20 protein-coding genes and 1 riboswitch are annotated in these 20,247 nt (G+C 49.3%); of the genes, 4 read left to right on the forward strand and 16 right to left on the reverse strand.

The genetic code is table 11. The features are described from left to right. Positions 1–44: 44 nt before the first annotated feature. Positions 45–566 (reverse strand): nicotinate-nicotinamide nucleotide adenylyltransferase, encoded by a 522-nt coding sequence (locus tag KDD30_RS20040; protein WP_211651900.1) that lies wholly within the window; start codon positions 564–566, stop codon positions 45–47. A gap of 183 nt (positions 567–749) precedes the next feature. Here KDD30_RS20040 and nadE point away from each other — a divergent pair, with 183 nt between their 5' ends. After that, positions 750–1,595: an ammonia-dependent NAD(+) synthetase gene (gene nadE, locus KDD30_RS20045; protein ID WP_211651735.1), complete on the forward strand. Its 846-nt coding sequence runs from the start codon at positions 750–752 to the stop codon at positions 1,593–1,595. A 62-nt stretch (positions 1,596–1,657) separates the two neighbouring features. On the opposite strand, the gene KDD30_RS20050 is transcribed toward nadE, so the two are convergent. The 9 genes from KDD30_RS20050 to KDD30_RS20090 all read right to left on the reverse strand — a co-directional run bounded on the left by KDD30_RS20050 (position 1,658) and on the right by KDD30_RS20090 (position 10,416). Continuing rightward, a complete protein-coding gene (locus KDD30_RS20050; protein WP_211651736.1) occupies positions 1,658–1,819 on the reverse strand; it encodes a YoaH family protein in 162 nt (53 codons plus the stop codon). 80 nt (positions 1,820–1,899) lie between these two features. Beyond that, a complete protein-coding gene (locus KDD30_RS20055; protein ID WP_249199434.1) occupies positions 1,900–3,129 on the reverse strand; it encodes an NnrS family protein in 1,230 nt (409 codons plus the stop codon). Between the two features lie 89 nt (positions 3,130–3,218). After that, on the reverse strand, positions 3,219–4,082 hold the full coding sequence (locus KDD30_RS20060) for a DUF2861 family protein (RefSeq protein ID WP_249199435.1): 864 nt from the start codon (positions 4,080–4,082) through the stop codon (positions 3,219–3,221). After that, positions 4,079–4,747 carry a response regulator transcription factor gene (locus KDD30_RS20065; RefSeq protein ID WP_211651737.1) on the reverse strand — a complete coding sequence of 223 codons (669 nt, stop codon included), beginning with the start codon at positions 4,745–4,747 and terminating at the stop codon, positions 4,079–4,081. Before KDD30_RS20065 ends, KDD30_RS20060 begins: the two co-directional genes overlap by 4 nt. After that, positions 4,722–6,161 (reverse strand): sensor histidine kinase VxrA, encoded by a 1,440-nt coding sequence (vxrA, locus tag KDD30_RS20070; protein WP_211651738.1) that lies wholly within the window; start codon positions 6,159–6,161, stop codon positions 4,722–4,724. Before vxrA ends, KDD30_RS20065 begins: the two co-directional genes overlap by 26 nt. A gap of 201 nt (positions 6,162–6,362) precedes the next feature. Then, positions 6,363–7,742 (reverse strand): Re/Si-specific NAD(P)(+) transhydrogenase subunit beta, encoded by a 1,380-nt coding sequence (gene pntB, locus KDD30_RS20075; RefSeq protein ID WP_211651739.1) that lies wholly within the window; start codon positions 7,740–7,742, stop codon positions 6,363–6,365. Positions 7,743–7,756: 14 nt separating this feature from the next. After that, positions 7,757–9,298 carry a Re/Si-specific NAD(P)(+) transhydrogenase subunit alpha gene (pntA, locus tag KDD30_RS20080; protein ID WP_211651903.1) on the reverse strand — a complete coding sequence of 514 codons (1,542 nt, stop codon included), beginning with the start codon at positions 9,296–9,298 and terminating at the stop codon, positions 7,757–7,759. A 418-nt stretch (positions 9,299–9,716) separates the two neighbouring features. Beyond that, entirely contained in the window at positions 9,717–9,998 is a 282-nt protein-coding gene (locus tag KDD30_RS20085) for an HlyU family transcriptional regulator (protein WP_211651740.1), read from the reverse strand. Between the two features lie 214 nt (positions 9,999–10,212). Then, the gene (locus KDD30_RS20090) at positions 10,213–10,416 is read right to left on the reverse strand and encodes a hypothetical protein (protein ID WP_211651741.1); all 204 of its coding nucleotides are present in this window, start codon (positions 10,414–10,416) and stop codon (positions 10,213–10,215) included. Between the two features lie 274 nt (positions 10,417–10,690). On the opposite strand from KDD30_RS20090, the gene KDD30_RS20095 reads away from it, so the two are divergent. Both KDD30_RS20095 and ribB read left to right on the forward strand, forming a co-directional pair. Continuing rightward, on the forward strand, positions 10,691–11,632 hold the full coding sequence (locus KDD30_RS20095; RefSeq protein WP_211651742.1) for a hypothetical protein: 942 nt from the start codon (positions 10,691–10,693) through the stop codon (positions 11,630–11,632). 99 nt (positions 11,633–11,731) lie between these two features. Beyond that, positions 11,732–11,928, forward strand: a riboswitch (FMN riboswitch). A 150-nt stretch (positions 11,929–12,078) separates the two neighbouring features. Then, positions 12,079–12,762, forward strand: a complete 684-nt coding sequence (gene ribB / locus KDD30_RS20100) for a 3,4-dihydroxy-2-butanone-4-phosphate synthase (protein WP_211651743.1) — start codon at positions 12,079–12,081, stop codon at positions 12,760–12,762. A gap of 285 nt (positions 12,763–13,047) precedes the next feature. Here the strand turns inward: ribB and KDD30_RS20105 are convergent, their stop codons facing one another. Together KDD30_RS20105 and KDD30_RS20110 are read right to left on the reverse strand one after the other, a co-directional pair. Next, positions 13,048–14,838: a bifunctional UDP-sugar hydrolase/5'-nucleotidase gene (locus KDD30_RS20105; protein ID WP_211651744.1), complete on the reverse strand. Its 1,791-nt coding sequence runs from the start codon at positions 14,836–14,838 to the stop codon at positions 13,048–13,050. Between the two features lie 186 nt (positions 14,839–15,024). Next, entirely contained in the window at positions 15,025–15,417 is a 393-nt protein-coding gene (locus KDD30_RS20110; RefSeq protein ID WP_211651745.1) for a VOC family protein, read from the reverse strand. 257 nt (positions 15,418–15,674) lie between these two features. Between KDD30_RS20110 and KDD30_RS20115 the strand changes: the two genes are divergently transcribed. Further along, positions 15,675–17,333, forward strand: a complete 1,659-nt coding sequence (locus KDD30_RS20115) for an ATP-dependent endonuclease (RefSeq protein ID WP_211651746.1) — start codon at positions 15,675–15,677, stop codon at positions 17,331–17,333. Positions 17,334–17,362: 29 nt separating this feature from the next. Here KDD30_RS20115 and KDD30_RS20120 read toward each other — a convergent pair whose 3' ends face one another. From KDD30_RS20120 to KDD30_RS20135, 4 genes are all read right to left on the reverse strand, one after another. Further along, complete coding sequence (locus KDD30_RS20120; RefSeq protein WP_371826128.1) at positions 17,363–17,869, reverse strand: DUF3833 domain-containing protein; 507 nt, start codon at positions 17,867–17,869, stop codon at positions 17,363–17,365. Positions 17,870–17,944: 75 nt separating this feature from the next. Continuing rightward, complete coding sequence (locus KDD30_RS20125; protein ID WP_211651748.1) at positions 17,945–18,463, reverse strand: chalcone isomerase family protein; 519 nt, start codon at positions 18,461–18,463, stop codon at positions 17,945–17,947. Positions 18,464–18,473: 10 nt separating this feature from the next. Further along, positions 18,474–18,989 carry a DUF2878 domain-containing protein gene (locus KDD30_RS20130; protein ID WP_211651749.1) on the reverse strand — a complete coding sequence of 172 codons (516 nt, stop codon included), beginning with the start codon at positions 18,987–18,989 and terminating at the stop codon, positions 18,474–18,476. Between the two features lie 20 nt (positions 18,990–19,009). Continuing rightward, positions 19,010–20,245: a cyclopropane-fatty-acyl-phospholipid synthase family protein gene (locus KDD30_RS20135; RefSeq protein WP_211651750.1), complete on the reverse strand. Its 1,236-nt coding sequence runs from the start codon at positions 20,243–20,245 to the stop codon at positions 19,010–19,012. Between the last annotated feature and the right edge of the window lie 2 nt (positions 20,246–20,247).

Below are 20,247 nucleotides of genomic sequence, written 5' to 3' on the forward strand. Positions count from 1 at the left end.
TGTGAAGGCGACAGAAAAAATAAATTGATTTATTTTTAACCAAATTAATGCGCATAAAAACGCTCGCAGTGAATTATTTTAACGACACCTGGCGTTGTTAAGTGTGAAATTGGCCTATTTTTGACAATATTATCACGAATCGTTGTACTTCGAATCGGCACCGTTTCGGGACATGCCAATACCTGCCATTTCGCCAGGATTTCATTCGCCCGGTAAAACTTTGAAAAACTGAGAAAATTATCCGGGCCAATGACAAAAGTCAGCTCCACTTCAGGATCTATCTTTTGCAGCGTATTCAACACATCATAGGTTGTGACGGGTTGATCTTTTAAAGCAATCTCTTCTTCCAGACGGCTCAGCGATAAATTAGGTAAAGATAAATCAGAGATAAAAGCATGCACCATATTGCAACGAGACTCATAATCGAGCATATTTTTACCCCACGCATGCGCATAACTGGGTAATAATAAAACCTGATCAAAATGCGATAATCGTTCCAAAATGGATTGGTGGCCTAAACTGGGCGGATTAAATGCACTGCCAAACACCGCAATCTTTTTTGCCATATCTCGATTACCTCTTTTACCTCGGTGAATGAAAGAAAAAATACCATTTTCTTCACGATTCATCATTGATCCAACGCTAGAGTTATCGCATGATTTCATCAAAGGGTTAATATAATTTTACGCTCTCACCACTTTTTTACACTGACTGTTCAGAAAGTGGCCGAAGCGAAGAGGATTCATGTCATGGAACAGCTTATCCGTGCAGAAATGCAGGTTCTACCGGTCATTGATGCCGAGTTTGAGGTTCAGCGCCGCGTTGCATTCATTCAACAGAAACTGAAGCAAGCCAGATGCAAGAACCTGGTCCTGGGGATTAGTGGCGGCGTCGACTCCACAACCTGCGGTCGTCTTGCGCAGCTCGCCATCAATGGTCTGAACGAAGAAACACAAAGCAAAGATTACCAGTTCATTGCGGTCCGCTTGCCTTATGGTGTTCAGCAAGATGAAGAAGAAGCGCAACTCGCCCTTCGTTTCATCCAGCCAACACATTCCGTTTCCGTCAATATCAAGCCAGGTGCAGACGGCACACATGCAGAAACACTGGACGCTTTAGCCCATACTGCTCTGATTCCTGCAGACGACAGTAAAGTGGATTTCGTGAAAGGCAATGTCAAAGCACGGACACGAATGATTGCCCAGTACGAGATCGCAGGGCTAGTCAACGGTTTGGTGTTAGGGACAGACCATTCCGCTGAAAATATCACAGGTTTCTATACCAAATGGGGAGATGGCGCTTGCGACCTCGCACCACTCTTTGGCCTGAGCAAGCGCCAGGTTCGTCAGTTAGCGGATTATCTGGGCGCGCCAGAGTCACTGGTTCACAAGGTTCCGACGGCGGACCTGGAATGTCTGACGCCACAGAAAACAGACGAAGAAGCCTTACAGCTGACTTACGACGAGATCGATGATTTTCTTGAAGGGAAGCCGGTCAGTGACCATGTGACAGAAAAACTGATTGGGATTTATCAGGCGACACAACACAAGCGTCGTCCAATCCCAACGATTTACGATGAAGATCTGTCACACTGACCGTTAGCAGTGCCAATAAACACCAAGATCAAAAAGGGCTTGTATTCAAGCCCTTTCTTTGATCATTCAGCGTCTTTGTCGCCACTCTTTTCCTGACGAATCTGTTCTGCAATCACCCGGATTGCTTCACCGCTGCTGATGCCCTGTGCCATCAGCTCATGAATTCGTTCTGCCGCTTTTTGCTGTTCTTCGTGGGTCAGAGAAATAGATGAGTCACCAAACATTACGGCTCCTGTCGCTCACATTGAAAGGAGCGACATTCTATCGACTCTGGCAGAGACTGTCATCGACAATCTGTGTCCTGCTAGCCAGGATTTCCGTCCGGACGGGCCCGGGTTAAGACACGCCAGAAACAAAGCACGAATATTCCATAAGCCACAGCCCATAAAATCGCGGAAAGAACAAAGGCATGTATCATCATGCCAGGCATGAAGATAATCACGATCGTTCTGAAACACATCGCGATGATCAGCGTGAAAAATGCAACGCGGATCATCAACCCGGTCTGGAGTTTTCGTCCCGTATGCCCCAGAGACACCCGGACAATCATCGCCAGAATCATGCCGCCGATACCGCCAACGGTCAAAACATGTAAGGCAACACTATCACTGGCATGTTGCGGCTCAACTGATGACAGCCCTATCAGAAAAAGTCCGAGAATCGTGCTGTAATACGCGAAGTGAAGCAACCAGAGCAAGGGCTCTTTGTAAGTCTGAAGCGTGCGCCAACGAATCACCCGCGGTATCTGTGCAATGGCAGCCACCATGCAGATCCAGCCAAACCATGCAGGCGGTACCACAGACTGGCCAACAAGACCTGCAATGAGCGCTCCCCAGGCCGGGATTAATGCCAGAAGTTCACGCCAGGGAACACGTGATATCGGTTCTGTCTGTGTTCCTCTTGCGGTAAAAAACGGAATGACCCGCCCACCCATAACAATCATGATCACAGCGATCAGCAGTGTTAACTGTCGCGAAACCACGCTGAATTCTGTGGAACTCCAACCCAAAACTGCAAAATGCATCATGAGATTCAGGGCAATCAACAAGGCCAGCAGAGGGACGAAAAAGAGGTTCCGCCATTGCTTTTGCTTCAGAATCGGAACGGCCAAAAACACGATCGCCAGCACGATCCAAAGTTGGTCGGCAATCATCCAGAGCCAATGTGGATGAGACAGCAGCAGCATCACTCTCGCAATCAACCAGCAGCTGAAAACAGACGCCAGTTTCCACCCATTCACCCCGGGGATCCCCGTCCAGTTTTGAACGGCCGTCAGCAGAAACCCAACAATAATTGCGCCGGTAAATCCGATCAGCATTTCATGGGCATGCCACCACACCGGATTCCCATAGAGGGGGACGAATGTCTTGCCCAACCAGAATGCAGCCCACACCACCATCGCAAGGACAGAAAAGAGACTGGCAGAAAGGAAAAATGGTCGAAAGGCTAACCGAAAGAATGGCGGGACCCGAAGGGCCGCAGTTTTGTCGATGATTTGCATAAAGCCACACTGACTTAGATGTGAAATCATCATGATAGGAAAACAATGCTTCGCGGGTTTTGATATCAAACAAAAATCAGGACAATATTGTCCTGATTCTTCATCAAAAGAGCTGTGTCGCGCTAATAATCAGGGTAATCCACGGGACGAGTGATCCGCTGAATATCCAAGATCGAGATGTCGCCTTGCCAACGACTTTCAACCAGACCGACGCTGAGCCAGTAACGGCCATCAGGCACATCAATAGAAGGAAGGCTTGTCGGCAGTTTGCCATCGACATCCTGCGTCCAGATCGGCGTCCAGGTGGTATCGTTCAGATCAAACAAACTCATCGACAATACGGGCGAAGGGCAGGCTGTATTCGGTAAAACCTCGCGTTCTATCCGCCAATTTTTACTGTCTTTCCAGCCAATTTTCTGTTTCGGATCCGGTTTGGTCAGAATCACCCAGGAACTCCAGCTTTTCTCCTGATCGGCAGAAATTTTCAACTGATACAGACCAGCCGCTAAAGGTTCATCCAGACGGCGCGATTCAGAAACAAACATCCCGTTGTCAGACATAACAGGGGCCGGCAGATTGAAACCGCTATCCGGCCAGCGGGTGAACTCAATATTCACCTGCTTTTCCTGCGTCATCCCTGTCACAGACAGCCGAAGCAATACCTGATTCAGGTTCTGAATGACTTCCCGGCGAATCGCAACCTTTGACAACCATTCAGGCAGGCTCCGTTGCTTGAGGCTGAACCCGCAGTCTTCCGTAATCGCGAGTTCCAGCAGCTCATTCAAATTCGCTTGTTGTTCATCTGTCGCACCTTGCTGCCAGGCTTGAACCATAGTTTCAAAACTGGCGGTTGTATTCCCTTCCAGCAGCCGTTGATGAGCAACCGTATATAAGTCTTTGCCCACGAACCACTTTGCAGCGGCCTGTGGGGTCATCAACATCCAGGCGACAGCACCGACAACGGAGGAATACCACAACGACTTCATTCTTGCGGCGCTTTCATCCGGTAGCCCACGCCACGGAGCGTTTCGATTTCAATGCCCGGCAGTTTCTGACGTAACTGCAGAATATGCGTATCCACCGTCCGGGTCGTCGGGTAATGGTTATAGCCCCAGACCTGGTCCAGCAGCTCATCACGGGTAAACACACGTCCTGAGTTTTTGGCCAGGAAGACGAGCAATTCAAACTCAGTTCTAGTGAGCGTGACGGACTCTCCCTTTTGCTTTACTTCACGGCTTTCAAGGTTGATCAGTGTTTCACCAATCGAAATGATGTTTGCATTTTGCGGTTCAGACTCACCATTGCGCAAATGTACGCGGATACGCGCGAGCAGTTCTTCTTCCGCAAATGGTTTGGTCAGGTAGTCTTTCGCACCTGAGTCCAATCCAATCACCTTGTCATTCACAGAAACCATCGCAGTCAGCAAAATCACAGGAACCGATTTCAGCTTGAGCCAGTTGTCCAGATAAGTCAGCGAGTCACCCTCGGGAAGCTGGCGATCCAAAACAACAAGATCAGCATTTGGCCAGAGTGGCGCGACATTGGTTGCACAGTCAGCGTACAGACATTCGTAGCCTGCTTCTTTCAAACATTCGAGCAAACCATCAGCAAGGTTGCGGTCATCTTCAACCAGTAGCAGAGTTTGATTCACACGGTATCTCCAAAATAAAAGTGGTTGGCGGACCTATCAATTTCATCCGCCCACCCATTCGACGGATCATCGATTCAACGATTGTCAGTCCTAATCCGAGTCCCTTTTCACTGACGAAAGGTTTCCTCAGTCGAGCCCAATCTTTACTACCTAAATTTCCCTGGTCCTTCACGGTGACAATCAGTTTTCCATCATTGAACGATGAAGTTAATTCAATCGGTGCTTTGCCGTATTTATGAGCGTTGGACAGCAGGTTATCAATACAGGTTCCAAGCCAGTACATGTTCACATTGACCACACGATCTTCAGGGAGTGTCAATGAAACATCATAGGGCTCAGCGATAAACTCAATCCATTCATTATAGGATTCAACCTCTTGGATACTGAGTTCCTGATGATTCGCCTGTAAATAATCCTTACTCGCTTCTGCCAGTTGTCTCAGGCGTCGGGAATCTTCCGTGAGTCGTCTGAACTCATCATATAGGGTTTCTGGCAAAGCATCAAAGTGACGACGAAATCCTTCGACCGTCATGCTCAAGCTCGCGATTGGTGTGCGAAGCTCATGCGTCAGAATTTGTAAAACCAGCATTCGTTCCTGCATCGCGCGGCGGCGGATCCGCCAGCGATACATCACCCAGCCCATCAGCAACCCGATATTCACCACCAACAAGCCTGCCAGCAGGTAAGTTGTCAGATGAGATTTATCTTCTTCTTGCCAGCAAATATTACCACTTTTCACCAGACAAAATTCTGTCGCAATCAAACGTGTAAAGTGTAAATCATGTTGAGCAAGCGCCTGAGCCCAGGTCGGCTGATCATAAATAAAGTATTCGTTGCCATTGCGAACCCAGAGCTCCCCGTTCGAAATGAACGCCTCTGCGCCTGCAATGAATACCCGGATTTCCTCACTGCTCATTCGCTGTAAGCGCCCAAGCACAGTATCTGTTGCTGCCAGCTCCCTTTCCTGAATATGCAGATAATTGGACAACTCATTCTTCCGGTTTGGAAACTTCTCCAGATACCGGGCCGCATAACTCCCACCGCCCGGATGAATATAACCGGAACGCACAAACCAACCTCTTGGCAACACAGTGCTGTTACACATTGCCCGCGTAAAAACAACGGGATGTGTCACCAGCGGACTCACTGGCCAGGGCCCCTTACAGGTCTCAGCATTCTGATACAAACGGCGCAAAGCAGCCAAAGGATATTTCGCCGACTGCGGCAAAAGACTGGAAGGTAGTAAGAGTGGTGTTGGATACCGGCTTTGTAGTTGTCGGAAATCGTACGTGGCTAATGGTTGGCTGGAAAGCAGTTCCGCCCGGGCAGCTGCCATACGATCAGGCAAGCTGTCCGACTCCGCATGGAGGCAGCCAGAAAACAAAAGAGAAATCATCAGCACATACTTTTTCATAGCGCGAAAGTTTACCACCGAGCGGTTCAGGTTTGTCAGAAAATTGTCATGAGATCAGCTAACTATAAGATCAGAACCCCTGAACGTCATTTCCTGTTGTCGTTTTCCTGCCGGGCTGCACGAATCCTCACCATTTTCAGACAAACCATAAAGAAGCGCCGCTCATTCGAGCGGCGCTTCATCACAACACAATTGAGGAAATCACAGGAATCGTGCGATATTCTCGACACTTTCCTTCGCATCACCAAATAACATCTGGGTATTATTCTTAAAGAACAGCGGGTTCTGAACCCCGGCATAGCCTGTATTCATGGAGCGCTTGAACACAATCACGTGCTTTGCATGCCAGACTTCGAGGACCGGCATTCCCGCAATCGGACTGGTTGGATCTTCAGTCGCCGCCGGGTTCACCGTATCATTCGCACCAATGACCAAGACAACATCCGTCTCGGGGAAGTCATCATTGATTTCGTCCATTTCCAGAACGATGTCATAAGGGACTCTCGCTTCAGCAAGCAATACATTCATATGTCCTGGCAGACGCCCCGCAACCGGGTGAATCCCGAACCGGACATCAACACCTTTTGCGCGCAGTTTCTCTGTGATTTCATGCACCGGATATTGCGCTTGTGCCACAGCCATACCGTACCCCGGGGTAATAATCACAGAGCGGGCATCTTTCAGCATTTCCGCCACTTCTTCTGCAGACGCTTCATGATATTCACCCTCTTCTTCATCCCCCGTCGAGACTGCACCATCTGTGCCGAAACCACCGGCAATCACGCTGATGAAAGAGCGGTTCATTGCCTTACACATGATATAAGACAGAATCGCACCGGATGAACCCACCAGAGCCCCCGTGACAATCAACAGATTGTTTGCCAGCATAAAGCCCGCAGCCGCAGCCGCCCAGCCTGAGTATGAGTTCAGCATGGACACAACAACCGGCATGTCCGCACCACCAATGGACGCAACCAGATGATAGCCGAATGCAAAAGCAATCAGTGCGACCAGAATCAGCGGGAAAACCGAAGGATCCGGATCCACAAAAATCACCAGAAGCAGCAGCGAAACAACAACAGCAGCCAGATTCAGCTTGTGACGATGCGGCAGCATTAACGGCTTGGATGACATTGTGCCACGGAGTTTCCCGAATGCGACAACAGAGCCGGTAAAGGTTACCGCACCTATGAACACACCCAGGAAGATTTCAATCAAATGAATGGTTTGCATCGCCCCGACCAGTGGCTCACCATGATCCAGAAAAGTATTAAAACCAACGAGAACAGCCGCCATCCCCACAAAGCTGTGCAGAATCGCCACTAATTCAGGCATTTGGGTCATTTCAACTTTCTTGGCATAGTGAATCCCGATGGCACCACCCATGATCATGGCCAGAATAATCCAGCCGGTTCCAGCAGATTCAGGACCAAAGATCGTGGCAATCAGTGCGATGGCCATCCCGACCATCCCAAAGTAGTTCCCCGACTTTGCAGATTCCTGTTTCGACAAGCCAGCGAGTGACAGAATAAATAGAACGGCCGCGACGATATAAGCCGCTTGTACAATTCCAGCAGACATTGAAAACGACTCCCTTACTTATCTTTACGGAACATTTCGAGCATACGTTTGGTCACCGTAAAGCCACCAAAAATATTGATACTCGCAATTAAGACAGCAATAAAAGCAAGGAAGGAAACAAAGCCAACTCCCTGGCCAATTTGCAACAATGCCCCCACGATGATGATGCCGGAAATTGCATTCGTCACAGACATCAGCGGGGTGTGCAGCGCATGGGTGACGTTCCAGACCACGTAATAACCCACGACGCATGCCAGAACAAACACCGTAAAATGAGTCAGGAATTCAGCCGGTGCGGCGTCCGCAACCCAGCCAAACAGCGCTACACCCACAGCCATCAGACCATATTTCTTCGCAGGTGCCATGGGTGGTTTTTCTGGTTTCGCGAGCGGCTTCGCTTTTGCAACTTCCGGCTGCTTCGCGACAGCAGACACCTGAATTGGTGGTGCCGGCCAGGTGACCTCACCGTCTTTCACGACTGTCAGGCCGCGAAGGACTTCATCTTCAAAGTTGATATCGATGGTGCCGTCTTTCTCTTTGCAGAGCAATTTCATCAGGTTAACGAGGTTTGTCGCATACAACTGAGACGACTGATTCGGCAAACGGCTCACCATGTCGGTATAACCAATCACTTTCACCCCATTCGGTGTTGTGACGATTTTATCCGCTTCAGTGTAAGCACAGTTCCCGCCGTTGGCCGCAGCAAGATCGACAATCACACTACCCGGTTTCATCGAATCCACCATTTCCTGAGTAATCAGGCGTGGTGCCGGGCGACCCGGGATCAATGCCGTGGTGATAATAATATCGACATCTTTCGCCTGTTCTGCGTATAAACGCTCTGCTGCCCGGTTGAAATCATCCGACATTTCTTTGGCATAGCCATCACCGGTGCTGGTGTCCTCTTTGAAATCAACTTCAAGAAACTCAGCCCCCATGGACTCAACCTGCTCTTTGACTTCAGGCCGGACATCAAACGCACGGACGATCGCGCCGAGGCTGCCCGCAGCACCAATTGCAGCCAAACCTGCAACACCAGCACCGGCAATGAGGACTTTTGCAGGCGGGACTTTACCGGCAGCGGTAATTTGTCCGGTAAAGAAACGGCCGAATTCGTGTGCCGCCTCCACAACCGCACGATAACCGGCAATATTCGCCATGGAACTCAGCGCGTCGAGTGCCTGTGCACGCGAAATACGCGGCACGGAATCCATCGCCATCACACTGATATTTTTAGCGGAAAGCTTTTCCATCAATTCAGGATTTTGAGCGGGCCAGATAAAACTGACCAGGCTTGCACCTTCCTTGATGCGGCCAATTTCTTCATCGGTTGGGGCGTTGACCTTAAAAATCAGATCTGATTGCCAAACCTCATCTTTGGCTGCAACGCTGGCACCGGCAGCTTCATAAGCTGCATCATCAAAACTTGCATGGATACCAGCATCATGCTCAACCGCGACGCTGAACCCCATTTTTAATAACTGCTCGACCGTTTTTGGCGTCGCAGCCACTCGCGTTTCATTCGCAAGTATCTCTTTAGGCACACCTATCTGCATCGTTATTCCCTGAACAGTAGCAAAAATGTACACATTTAGTTCCTTCCCTGACTTTAAGGCAACGGAGAAAGGAACAAATACAACACTCTTCACTTGAGATTAAAAAACGGATATGAGGGCTTACAGAAAGCCGGACATATCAATGATCAGATGTAATTCACTTGCCAGACATCATCAGCAAAGTCAGTTACATCTATGGGCAGAACTTCAGTTCTGAGCTCACCTGAGCGTCTGATAAAATTCAGATCGCTGCTTTGATCAGCATCACCACTATCTACCGTTTTCTCCCAACCAGATTCAGAACAATCTCCCTCGGGTTAACTGTGAACCCAAAGGCCCGGCTGTTCTGAAAAAAAGTGCCGGATAAATCCTGACTTGTGTTCGTTGAGATACGCCTTTCAACAACGACACAGAGTCTTTACCGAAACATTGCCTCACCGGTTTGATCAATGAACATTTTGGCTTTATTGATCATGAAAGTTTTGGCATCCGCCTGACTTGCAAGTAAGTCAGACCGGATAAAAGTATGCGTTTTTAATTCACCCTCGATATTTTTGCAGATTCTGCCCGCAATGCGATATTGGCCGCCCTCGGAAATTGGCTCAGGGTATATCAGGTAACCCTGATATTCTTCCGGCTCTACAACGGCAGTACTCGCCTGACTCGCTTCTTTACCAAAAAGCTTCGACCAAAAACCCACTCAGCAACCCTCAATTCATGTAAGCAAAACACTATCATGCCATATGCTTCTGTAAAATAAACCCAACCAGATGAAAATCTGATAATAATGATGAAAATGTTATAACTCAGTGGGATACATGCCATCCCTAGAAAGAATTTGGATAAGAAAAAATAACGAAAAAAACGCCGACCCAAGGTCGGCGTTTCAAATGATACTTTTTCAGCATGCTTGATTAGCGAATCAAGCCGATATCTTTTTGCAGGTGAACCGGAAGATGAGAAACCTGATAGGTTTTCCCCGCTCCCTGAACGGACTCCTGACGTGTAAAAAGTACATCGAACGCGTGTGCAATCAATCCTTTGATATTCAGCGTGTAGGCTTTCTTTTCCATTGCGTCCTGTGTTGCGATGGTGTCGAAATCAATTGCCTGTGCCATGATTGCCTCTTCGAGAAAGTAAGTGATTCGTTGTTCTACAGGGCAAATAGTAAACGGTTGATTTTTGAACTAAAAATGACATTTTTTCTTTTCATGGATAAAAAAATCTAATCTGTTAAGCAAAAGTTTCACCTAAACAACCTCACCAAAATAAAAATCACACCATCAGTGCATAATATCCCGAAAAATGGTATCAATTGATGCGTAATTAACGCATCACCTCCCTACAAAACACGAAACATCACAAGATTTTAACAAGAAAAAAGGATTGAATATGCTTGCGCTGCTTGCGAGACACTCATCAATTTTATTAATACTTGCTGCCCTGACAGGTTTTACTTTTCCTGAGGTTTCATCTGTTGTTTTCCCCTATTTACCTTACATTCTTTTCTTTCTGATGCTATTTACATTAATTGGCATCAGACAAAATGAATTAATCAGACTTTTATTCCAGAGAAAGACTTGGGTATATGCCCTGTATCATGCCGGATTACTCACTGCAATCACGACAGGCATTGCCATCCTGTTCGGTGCTTCAGAGTCTTTAACGCTGGCTTTTGCCGCTGTCGCAGCGACAGGTTCATTATTTGCCACCCCAGCCATTGCACGTTCCGTCGGTCTTGATGTCATGAAAGCCATGGCGATGACCATCGCGACCACCTTACTGATGCCGGTTGTACTTTATATCAATCTGTCCCTCTTCCAGTCTCAACAGGTCCAGCTTGATCTGTCTGGTTACCTCGCACGCCTGATCATTTTTATTTTCGGCCCCATGTTCCTTTCTGCACTTTGTCATCGCTATATTCCGGCCCAACGACTGCAACGGACACACAGTAAAATTGCGCAACTGACAATCTTGCTGGTTCCGGCATTTCCACTGGGGCTGGTTTCAGAATTCCGGGCACTGGTCGATCAGTCCTGGCAGCAAGGGCTCATCTATTTCGGGTATGGTGTCGGCATGAGTCTGTTGTTTTTTCTGACGGGCATGGTGCTCTATATGCGGCACAGTCTCAGCGATGCCCTGCTGGCGGGCATCACCTCAACGAACAGAAATGTACTGCTAACGTACACGGTTGCCGGAACTGCACTGGGGCCGGATTATCTGGTCCTGATTGGTGCGCTGCAACTACCAATTTACGCAATGCCGATGGTCGTGCAATGGCTCGACCGCAAGCTTCAATCCGACTCAAACCCGCTGTCACCCACAACAGGCTAATCAAAAGAAAACTGCCTGTATTTTCAGCATCAACAGGCTCAATTGCGCAACGTGTGAGAGTTCGCTTGCATCTCTGGTTAAAATTTCATTATTATCAGCAAGTATTCTCAGGGCGGGGTGAAATTCCCCACCGGCGGTAACTGAACTGACCTGCACAGGTAGTGATGTTCAGAAGCCCGCGAGCGCTTCATCGCGGTTGTACTCAGGTACAGATGAAGGTCAGCAGATCTGGTGTAATGCCATCCTTGGCGTGAGTCCAGAGCCGACGGTTATAGTCCGGATGGAAGAGGATCAGCGGAGTTATCTCTCGCGTTTACAATCGTTCAGCGAGCCACAGGCTTGCCTGTACGCTCATTGATGTAAAACGAATTTCAGCCATCACTGGCCTGAAACGCTGTCTTATTGCGCCCTGATTCTGGTAACAAAATCATATTGGAGTTCATACCATGAATCAGTCTCTACTTTCCCCTTATGGCACCGCATTTGAGCGTGTCAAAGCTGGCATCCTTGCGATTCAGGAAGGTCGCGGTGTCCTTGTTGTTGACGATGAAGATCGCGAAAATGAAGGCGATATTATTTATGCCGCCGAAACGCTGACTGCCGAACAGATGGCACTGATGATCCGTGAATGCTCGGGGATTGTCTGTCTGTGCCTGACCGAAGAACGCGTCGCACAACTTGCGTTGCCAATGATGGTGGACAACAACACCAGCGCCAATCAAACCGGATTTACGGTCACCATTGAAGCTGCTCGGGGCGTGACCACAGGCGTCTCTGCTGCCGATCGCGTCACAACCATTCAGGCAGCCATTGCTGAGGATGCAAAACCTGGCGATCTCAACCGTCCGGGTCATATCTTCCCGCTGAAAGCAAATGCTGAAGGTGTATTAGGCCGTCGTGGCCATACGGAAGCAACCATCGATCTGATGCGATTGGCGGGTCGTCAGCCTTATGGTGTTTTATGTGAGCTGACCAACCCGGACGGCACCATGTCACGCTTACCTGAAGTGATTGCATTTGGTGAAAAACACCAGATGCCTGTGCTGACCATTGAAGATCTGGCTGCATACAGGCTGGCGCTGATTGCTGAACAGACGAACAATGAAGCCCATCATTTAGTGACAGCGTAACTAACATATCTAAGAGGCACAGTCAGGTGCCTCTTTTTCAGATCCCGGTCACCGGTATCCAGTAAACGAGCGCGCTCCAGGCTGCGACCCAAACCCCAATCAAAACCGCATCAAGCCAATCCCGATTCATATTGCCCCCCTGATGAATTCCCTCATCAGTAATGAATCGACCAATGCATGATTGGCATTAAGTTGTGATCTTCATTCTTCCAGAGCACAAAAAAAACCAGCAGAGGTTCCTGCTGGCTTTTCAATGATTTTCAGATGAATAAAACCCAGAAAATTTTACGCAGCGCCTTTTTCACACTCACATGGGATGTAGGTGATGAGATCCATTCTGGGCGCAGATAATGTCTTCTGTTCAGCAGCATACCCTTCAAAGGCTTCTGCCATGGTGCAGTCCAGCGACACAGGTGCCATTTCATAGTCGAGCAGTGCCTGATAGCCCTCTTTCCCTGTCGCCGTATAGCCGGATGAAACCGAGGTGTATACATCATCATCCACCAGCGGTTGCCAGACACCCTGTTTCCGAAACTCGATGGCTTCGATGCGATGCCCGCTTGGTGCACAACACCGGTAAGTAAAACGAAGATCCGCCGTGTAAGGGAAACTGCCGGTCCCTGTCCCTTCAACACCATTGTCCACGGCATTGTCGATCGCCCCTTCCAGTGCTTCACGGATTCTGATTCCCCGGACTTTATACACCATCAGGCCAATCGCAAACGGTAAGAGCCGTCCGGCAATATCGGCTGTGGAGATCGGCCCCGGATTCAACGAGGTTCTGACACCCCCGGCATTGTGAATCCCAAAGTCGACATCATAGCCCATACTTCTTCCCTGCCACACAAAGCTTTCTACGACGAGCGGTGCAATGGCGCTGCCTCCCCGGCTATCGGGGACACGGACATGCCGCAGCGTTTCTGTGATATCTGCAACATGGTTGGTCTGTCGTTCACGAACAGCCGGGCGGTAATCCAGATTCAGGATGTGCTCAATCACAGGGTCTTTGGCACACATATTGATGTTGGATTGATTTTTCAGATACCGCTTCACCGCTTCATGACAATCCGGATCCAGATGCTCATTGCGCGTTGCATCCAGCGTAAACTGACGCCCGAGTAACAGCTGGTTTCCGCCACTCACTTGTTCCAGTGAGCCATCTTCAGCAAAATCGAGATGAATCTGGCCCATCGACAGTGCATTACAGCCTGCCTGCACCACACAGGTTTCATTCACCTGAATGGCATAGACATCTTTCTTGCCGTAACCAACATTGGTGAAATCACCCTGCATGGTATGCGTATGGCCACCGATGATCACCCCCAGACCCGAGACCTGTTCCGCCAGCTCTAAATCACGCTCATAGCCTAAATGACTCAGCAAGATGATTTTATTGATCCCTTTCGCATGGAGTGCCGCAATGGTATTTTCAGCAACCGTCACAACATTTCTGAAGGATGTATCCGGATCTGGGTTGGCAATTTTATCCATGTTTTCAATGGTCAAGCCAAATATTGCGACGGGCTCACCCTGAACATCTTTCACCAGATAGCGTGCGCATTCTGTTTCAGGATCATACGCATACAGATTGGGTTTCGAACGCAGCGGGTTTCGCTTGCTTTGATCTTCCTGGCTCAGATCCCAGTTGCCTGCCAGCATCGGGAAATTTACCTGATCAAGAAAGTCAGCCACCAGGGTGTTCCCCATATCCAGCTCATGGTTGCCCAGAGCCATCATTTCAACCCCCACAGCACTGAGCAGTCGTGCATTGGCTTCGCCTTTAAACAACGAAAAGTACAAGGTGCCCTGAAAACAGTCACCGGCATGCACGAACAAGAATTCCCGGCCTTTCAGATAAGCTTGCTTTCTGGCCTCTTTCATGGCCGTTGATACCCGCGCAAAACCACCGCAACTGGCGTACACAGTCGTGTTCCCGTGCGAACCATCAGAAGACAAATGCTGTGTCCCTTCGAGCGCATGCTCTGGCAGGGTCAGTTGGATGGCAGAGGGTTCGAAATGCGAGTGTGTATCGTTGATATGAGCGATGGTAATTTGTGCTTTTTTGTTTTGGGTCATAAAGGCCTGATGTACTCCGTGAAAATTTTCAATCAGATATGATAGTTATCACATAATTGCTGGCATGATACAGCAAAGCGGGTGAACAAGGGATGAATATCTCATCTGTCACCAAAAGATCATCATTTTTGTTGGCACAAATGCAAAAAAGGCAGCGAATCTGCTGCCTTTCCGATATCGAATTGATTACTGATAATGGCCGTGACGCTGAAGCACTTCAATTTTATAGCCGTCCGGATCCAGCACAAAAAAGAACCGTGCAATCAACTGACCGTCCCGTGAGAATTCTTTGATGTCCAGCGGCGCATAACCCAGTGACTGAAAACGCGCATGTTCTTCATCCAGGTTATCGACGGCCACCGCGATATGGCCATAACCGCTGCCATGCGTATAAGGTTCAGCACCTTTGTTCCAGGTCAGCTCGATTTCCATATCGTTTTCATCATTTCGCAGGTACACCAGGCTGAAGTCTTCGAAATCCAAACGCTTTGAAATGTCTAAATCCAGTGCCTGCTTATAAAAATCCAGTGATTTTTCCAGATCGCGCACACGCACCATGGTGTGAATAATTTTTGCCATCAGCCAACTCCAGTCGTTTCATTGTTCTTCATTTTCAAGCCTTGCTCAGGCTTTCATATCAGGCGCGACTATAACAATCCCGATCGCTCACGACAAGCAGTATCCCGGCCTGGTCACAGAGAGACCAATGCAAATCAGAAAACAGCTGTTACCATGAAAAATCAACAGCTTCAGCAAAAATTGTGAGCATTTCCATGAACACACCGACACCAGATGCTATAGGCTTAAGAAGAGAAAAATAAAAAGGCTGATGAACTATGCATTTAAGCAGAATCGAAATTTCAGGATTCAGAGGGATCAAACGTTTGTCACTGTCCTTCAACCAGCTGACAGTATTGATTGGTGAAAACACCTGGGGTAAATCTTCACTGTTAGATGCGCTCAGTATCGCGCTCTCACCGGATGCCAAGTTCCATAACTTTCATTTTTCAGATTTTCATGTGGATTACTCTTTAGGGCACACGCAGGTTTCTCAGTTACAAATCATTCTGAAATGGGTCGAAGATTATCCGGGAGAACATAAAGCCCGGCGATACAGAGCATTTCAGCCTGTGTGGGTTAATCGTGGTAAAGAAGATAAAGAACTTTATTACCAGATCAGCAGTCTCCGTGACGAAGACAAAGTCACAACAGAGCGCAATTTTCTGGATACCAGCGGCAACATCATCGGCTGTAAAGAGACCACCAAACTGGTCAAGCAGCTCATGGTACTGCATCCCATTGTACGTATCCGCGATGCCCGCCAGCTTCGGATTGACGGAGAAGATAAGTTTGAAGATGTTGATCCGGCTTTGCGCAGTGATATCAACGCACGTATCCAAAGACGACTGGATAACACTTGCCGGCGATTGATGACCCGTCCGGGTCACGTGAGCAGTGAAGAAATCAAAAGCAGCATTCGGGCTTTGCGGACACTGGTTGATCATTACTTTGCATTTACGCCGCATCACAAAGCATCGCAGCACGAGTACCGTCATGCGCCGGTGCATACCCAGTATTCACCTAACCCGTTAGAAATGCTGGCTCGTCCGGAGATGACCAAGCAAAACAAACTGGTGCTGATGGGGCTGATCAACGCTTACATCCGTGCCCGCGGCCCCGTGGAACTGAAACGGATTTCCCGGCCGATTATGACGCTGGAAGATCCGGAAGGCCGGCTCCACCCGATTATCCTGCATCAGGCCTGGGCATTCGTCGCCAATATGCCGATGCAAAAAATTCTGACCACCAACAGTCCGGAGCTGGCTTCCGTGGTCCCCCTCAAAAGCATTAAAAAACTCAATCGTGAACCGGACCAAACGCGCGTATACAGTTTGGATCAGCACAGCCTGAGCCGGGATGAACTGCGGCGGGTTGGCTTTCATGTCCGCCTGCACCGGCCAGGCGCGCTCTATGCCCGGGCATGGCTGTTGGTTGAAGGGGAAACAGAAGTCTGGCTGCTCAATGAGTTTGCTTATCGCTGCGGCTACAATTTTGCCGCCGAAGGGGTCCAGATTATCGAATTTGCACAAAGCGGACTCAAACCCATCATTAAGATTGCAAAGCTGATGGGGATTGAGTGGCATGTGGTGACCGATGGTGACGCTGCGGGTAAAAAGTATGCTGAAACCGTCCGGCATATGCTGGGCAGTGAATCGGATAAACACCGCTTAACTGTCCTGCCGGATCTGGATATCGAACATTTTCTTTTTAACCATGGGTATGAGCCACTCTTCCGCAAGCTTGCGAAAGTGTCCACCGATAACCCTGCGCCGCCGAAGAAAATTATACAGAAGGCGTTAAAGCATCATGCCAAGCCCGATGTCGCGCTGGCTATGGTCGAATTTACGGACAGCAGTGAAATCGACCATATTCCAACTCTGCTCCGCTGGTTGTTAAAGCGTATGATCGCTTTAGCGCGTGCTGCAACAGCCTGACAGGCGATTTTGATGCCCGTCTGGCGAGATTACTGCTTTTCAAAAAACAGGGTGACGGTTCCGACATGAAATCCCCATTTGCTCATGGTTGCGACATTGAACATCCGGACGTCATCCTGCAGGAACATCCAGTCATCAAAGGCAATCTCATAAGTTGTATCACCCACCGGAACGCGCAGGGTATATTGCCAGTTCAGTGCATTCCCTGCGGTTTTCCCGGTCGCTTCCCCAACAACATCGCCTGCCGTTCCCGAATAACGCCCGTCTGAATGACGCGTGATCGTCCAGATCCGTTGTTGCTTTTCGCCATCATCAAACACAAAGTCCTCATTCAGCGTTAGCGTATTCCCTTTGACGGTGCCGAGAATATCAACCGAAAAGCGCCGGGTTTGTTTGCCACTTCTGTCCTGCAACATCCCCCAGGCTTTCACTTCTCCGTCAAAATAGCTGAACAGATTCAGTGCCGGCCGATGATACTTGTGGTCGTCAACAGACGTCGAGCAACCGGTCACCAGCAAAGCAACACAAAGCAACATCAATCGCTTCAGATCACGAACAGTCTGAGATCCTGAAATGATAATCATCGTGGTTATCTCCTCCAGAGAGATGAATTAAACATCCCCAATCAAACGCCTTCTCAGTTCAGGGTATTCGGTTCTGGGTGACAGCCAGATTGAAATGAATGCTTTTGCCATTTCCTCATCAGCAACTTCACCAATCACGCGATTGTCACGATAGAAAGTGCCGCCCTCAGCATGCGTGACAAAAATCAGCCGATCCCCTTTCCTGACATCTGGCCAGATTCCTGCCAACTGACGTAGCCAGCGCTGCCTTTTTCCGGATGAAAAACCCAGTTTCTGCCATTGTTCATCTGTGGCTTCCAGTAAATCGTCTTTATCGATGTCACGGCGGTACCGAATCACCAGAGCCAGTGGCGTTTGAGCTTCAGACACCTGAACCTCATATCGCCCCGACGGCGAACGCAGTTGCGAATCATAAATCACCCAAGGCCCCCATTTCAGGGTCGCTTCCCCGACCGTTGGCCACGCCTGCCAGGTTCCGGAAGCGCTGACTTGAGAAACAATTGCCAGCAGCCCCCCTGCCACAATAGATTTGAACTGACGCATCATGATTCCTCCCTTATGGAAGACGACGAATCCACATCAGTACCACGCCGGAGAACAGTAACCAGCAGGTACTGACAATCAAAAAAGTCAGCCATTTCCCCAACGGCCACACCACAACCCCCAACTGCAATCCGGCCAGATAACTGCTCGCGCCCCCCAGACTTCCGGCAATACACAGCACAAGCGGTGACATGCGGCGCAGATTCATCCGTAAAAACCAGAGAAAGCTGCCAAACCCGAACCAGAGCACAATAAGCCAGATTGGCAGACTTCCGGCTTCAAACCGGTAAATGCCCGTCCACATCAGCGTTAAGTCCATCAGGCTTCCGGCAATCGCGACCGGAATCACGAACTTCAGGCAAGAGGGATACCGCCACCAGCAAACCAGCAGCGCCATCATCAACAGCCACAGTCCGTCGTTTTGTCCCAGCACAGCCAACAGCCAGAACAGGTTGAATATCAGACCTGCCGCGACCAGCGCTTTCGTTGACAGCGGTGGTGTGAAGAATTGAGGTTTCAAGACGTCCATCTCATGTCACTCCATGAAGATCAGGGCCATTGTGGTCTGCTGGCGAGTACTTGTACCGTGCTGATGGTTTTTTCTTTAAACCCGCCTTCGCAGTAGCACAGGTAATACCGCCACATTCGAATGAATTGCGTATCGAATCCCTGCTTTTGCAATGTTTCAGTGCTGGCGTTAAAGGCCCGGTGCCAGTCAGACAGTGTTCGGGCATAATCCAGGCCGATATCCTTCAGATCGCGCAGTACAAAGTCGCTGTGTTTGGTCAGGCTTTGTGCCAGATGCGTGACCGAAGGCAGGAAGCCGCCCGGAAAAATATGTTTCTGAATGAAATCAACGCCCTTGCTGTATTGTTCAAAGCGTTGATCCGCAATGGTGATGGCCTGAATGGCCAGTAAGCCACCGGCTTTGAGTAAAGACTGGCACTGACGAATATAAGTCGGCAGAAAGGCTTTACCGACGGCTTCAATCATCTCGACTGACACCAGCTTGTCGTATTGCCCTTCCAGATCCCGGTAATCCTGTCGCAGCAAGGTGATCCGGTCTGCCAGTCCGGCTTCATGCACGCGCGCTTTCGCGTACTCGTACTGTGCGTCTGAAATCGTGGTTGTCGTGACCCGGCAGCCATAATGTCTGGCGGCATGAATTGCCATAGCGCCCCAACCCGTACCGATTTCCAGCAAGTGATCGTCTGGCTGGAGATCCAACTGACGGCACAATCTGTCCATTTTGAGCCACTGGGCTTGCTCCAGAGAGGTTTCGTCCGTGTCGTAGATCGCACAGGAATACAGCATATGCGGATCGAGAAAGGTGCGGTAAAACGCATTGCCCAGGTCGTAATGCGCGAGAATATTCTTCTTCGACCCGGCTTTGTCATTCTTACGTGACAAGTGAAGCCAGCCATCCCGCAGTTTCGTCAGCCAGCTGGTGTTGGCTTCCAGCCGATCCAGCATGGGGAGATTTCGAGCCAGAACCTGAACCACAACGGTCAGATCAGGTGAATCCCACCAGCCATCGATATAAGATTCGCCTGCTGCAATACTGCCGCCCTGAAGCAGGCGCTGATACACAGCCGGATTTTTGATCAGGACATGTGCCTGACAATCCGATGCCGCATCCCCAAACCTGTGGGTTTCTCCCTGACTGTCAACCAGAGTCAGGCCGGCATGACGAAGTTGTTTCAGCAGCTTAAACACCAGGTTTCGGGCCATAGAGCCTTCTTTTTCCCCGGTGTGATACCTGCTTTTGATTTCTGTATTCGACATTG

The organism is Photobacterium sp. GJ3, from assembly GCF_018199995.1.
Classification (GTDB): domain Bacteria; phylum Pseudomonadota; class Gammaproteobacteria; order Enterobacterales; family Vibrionaceae; genus Photobacterium.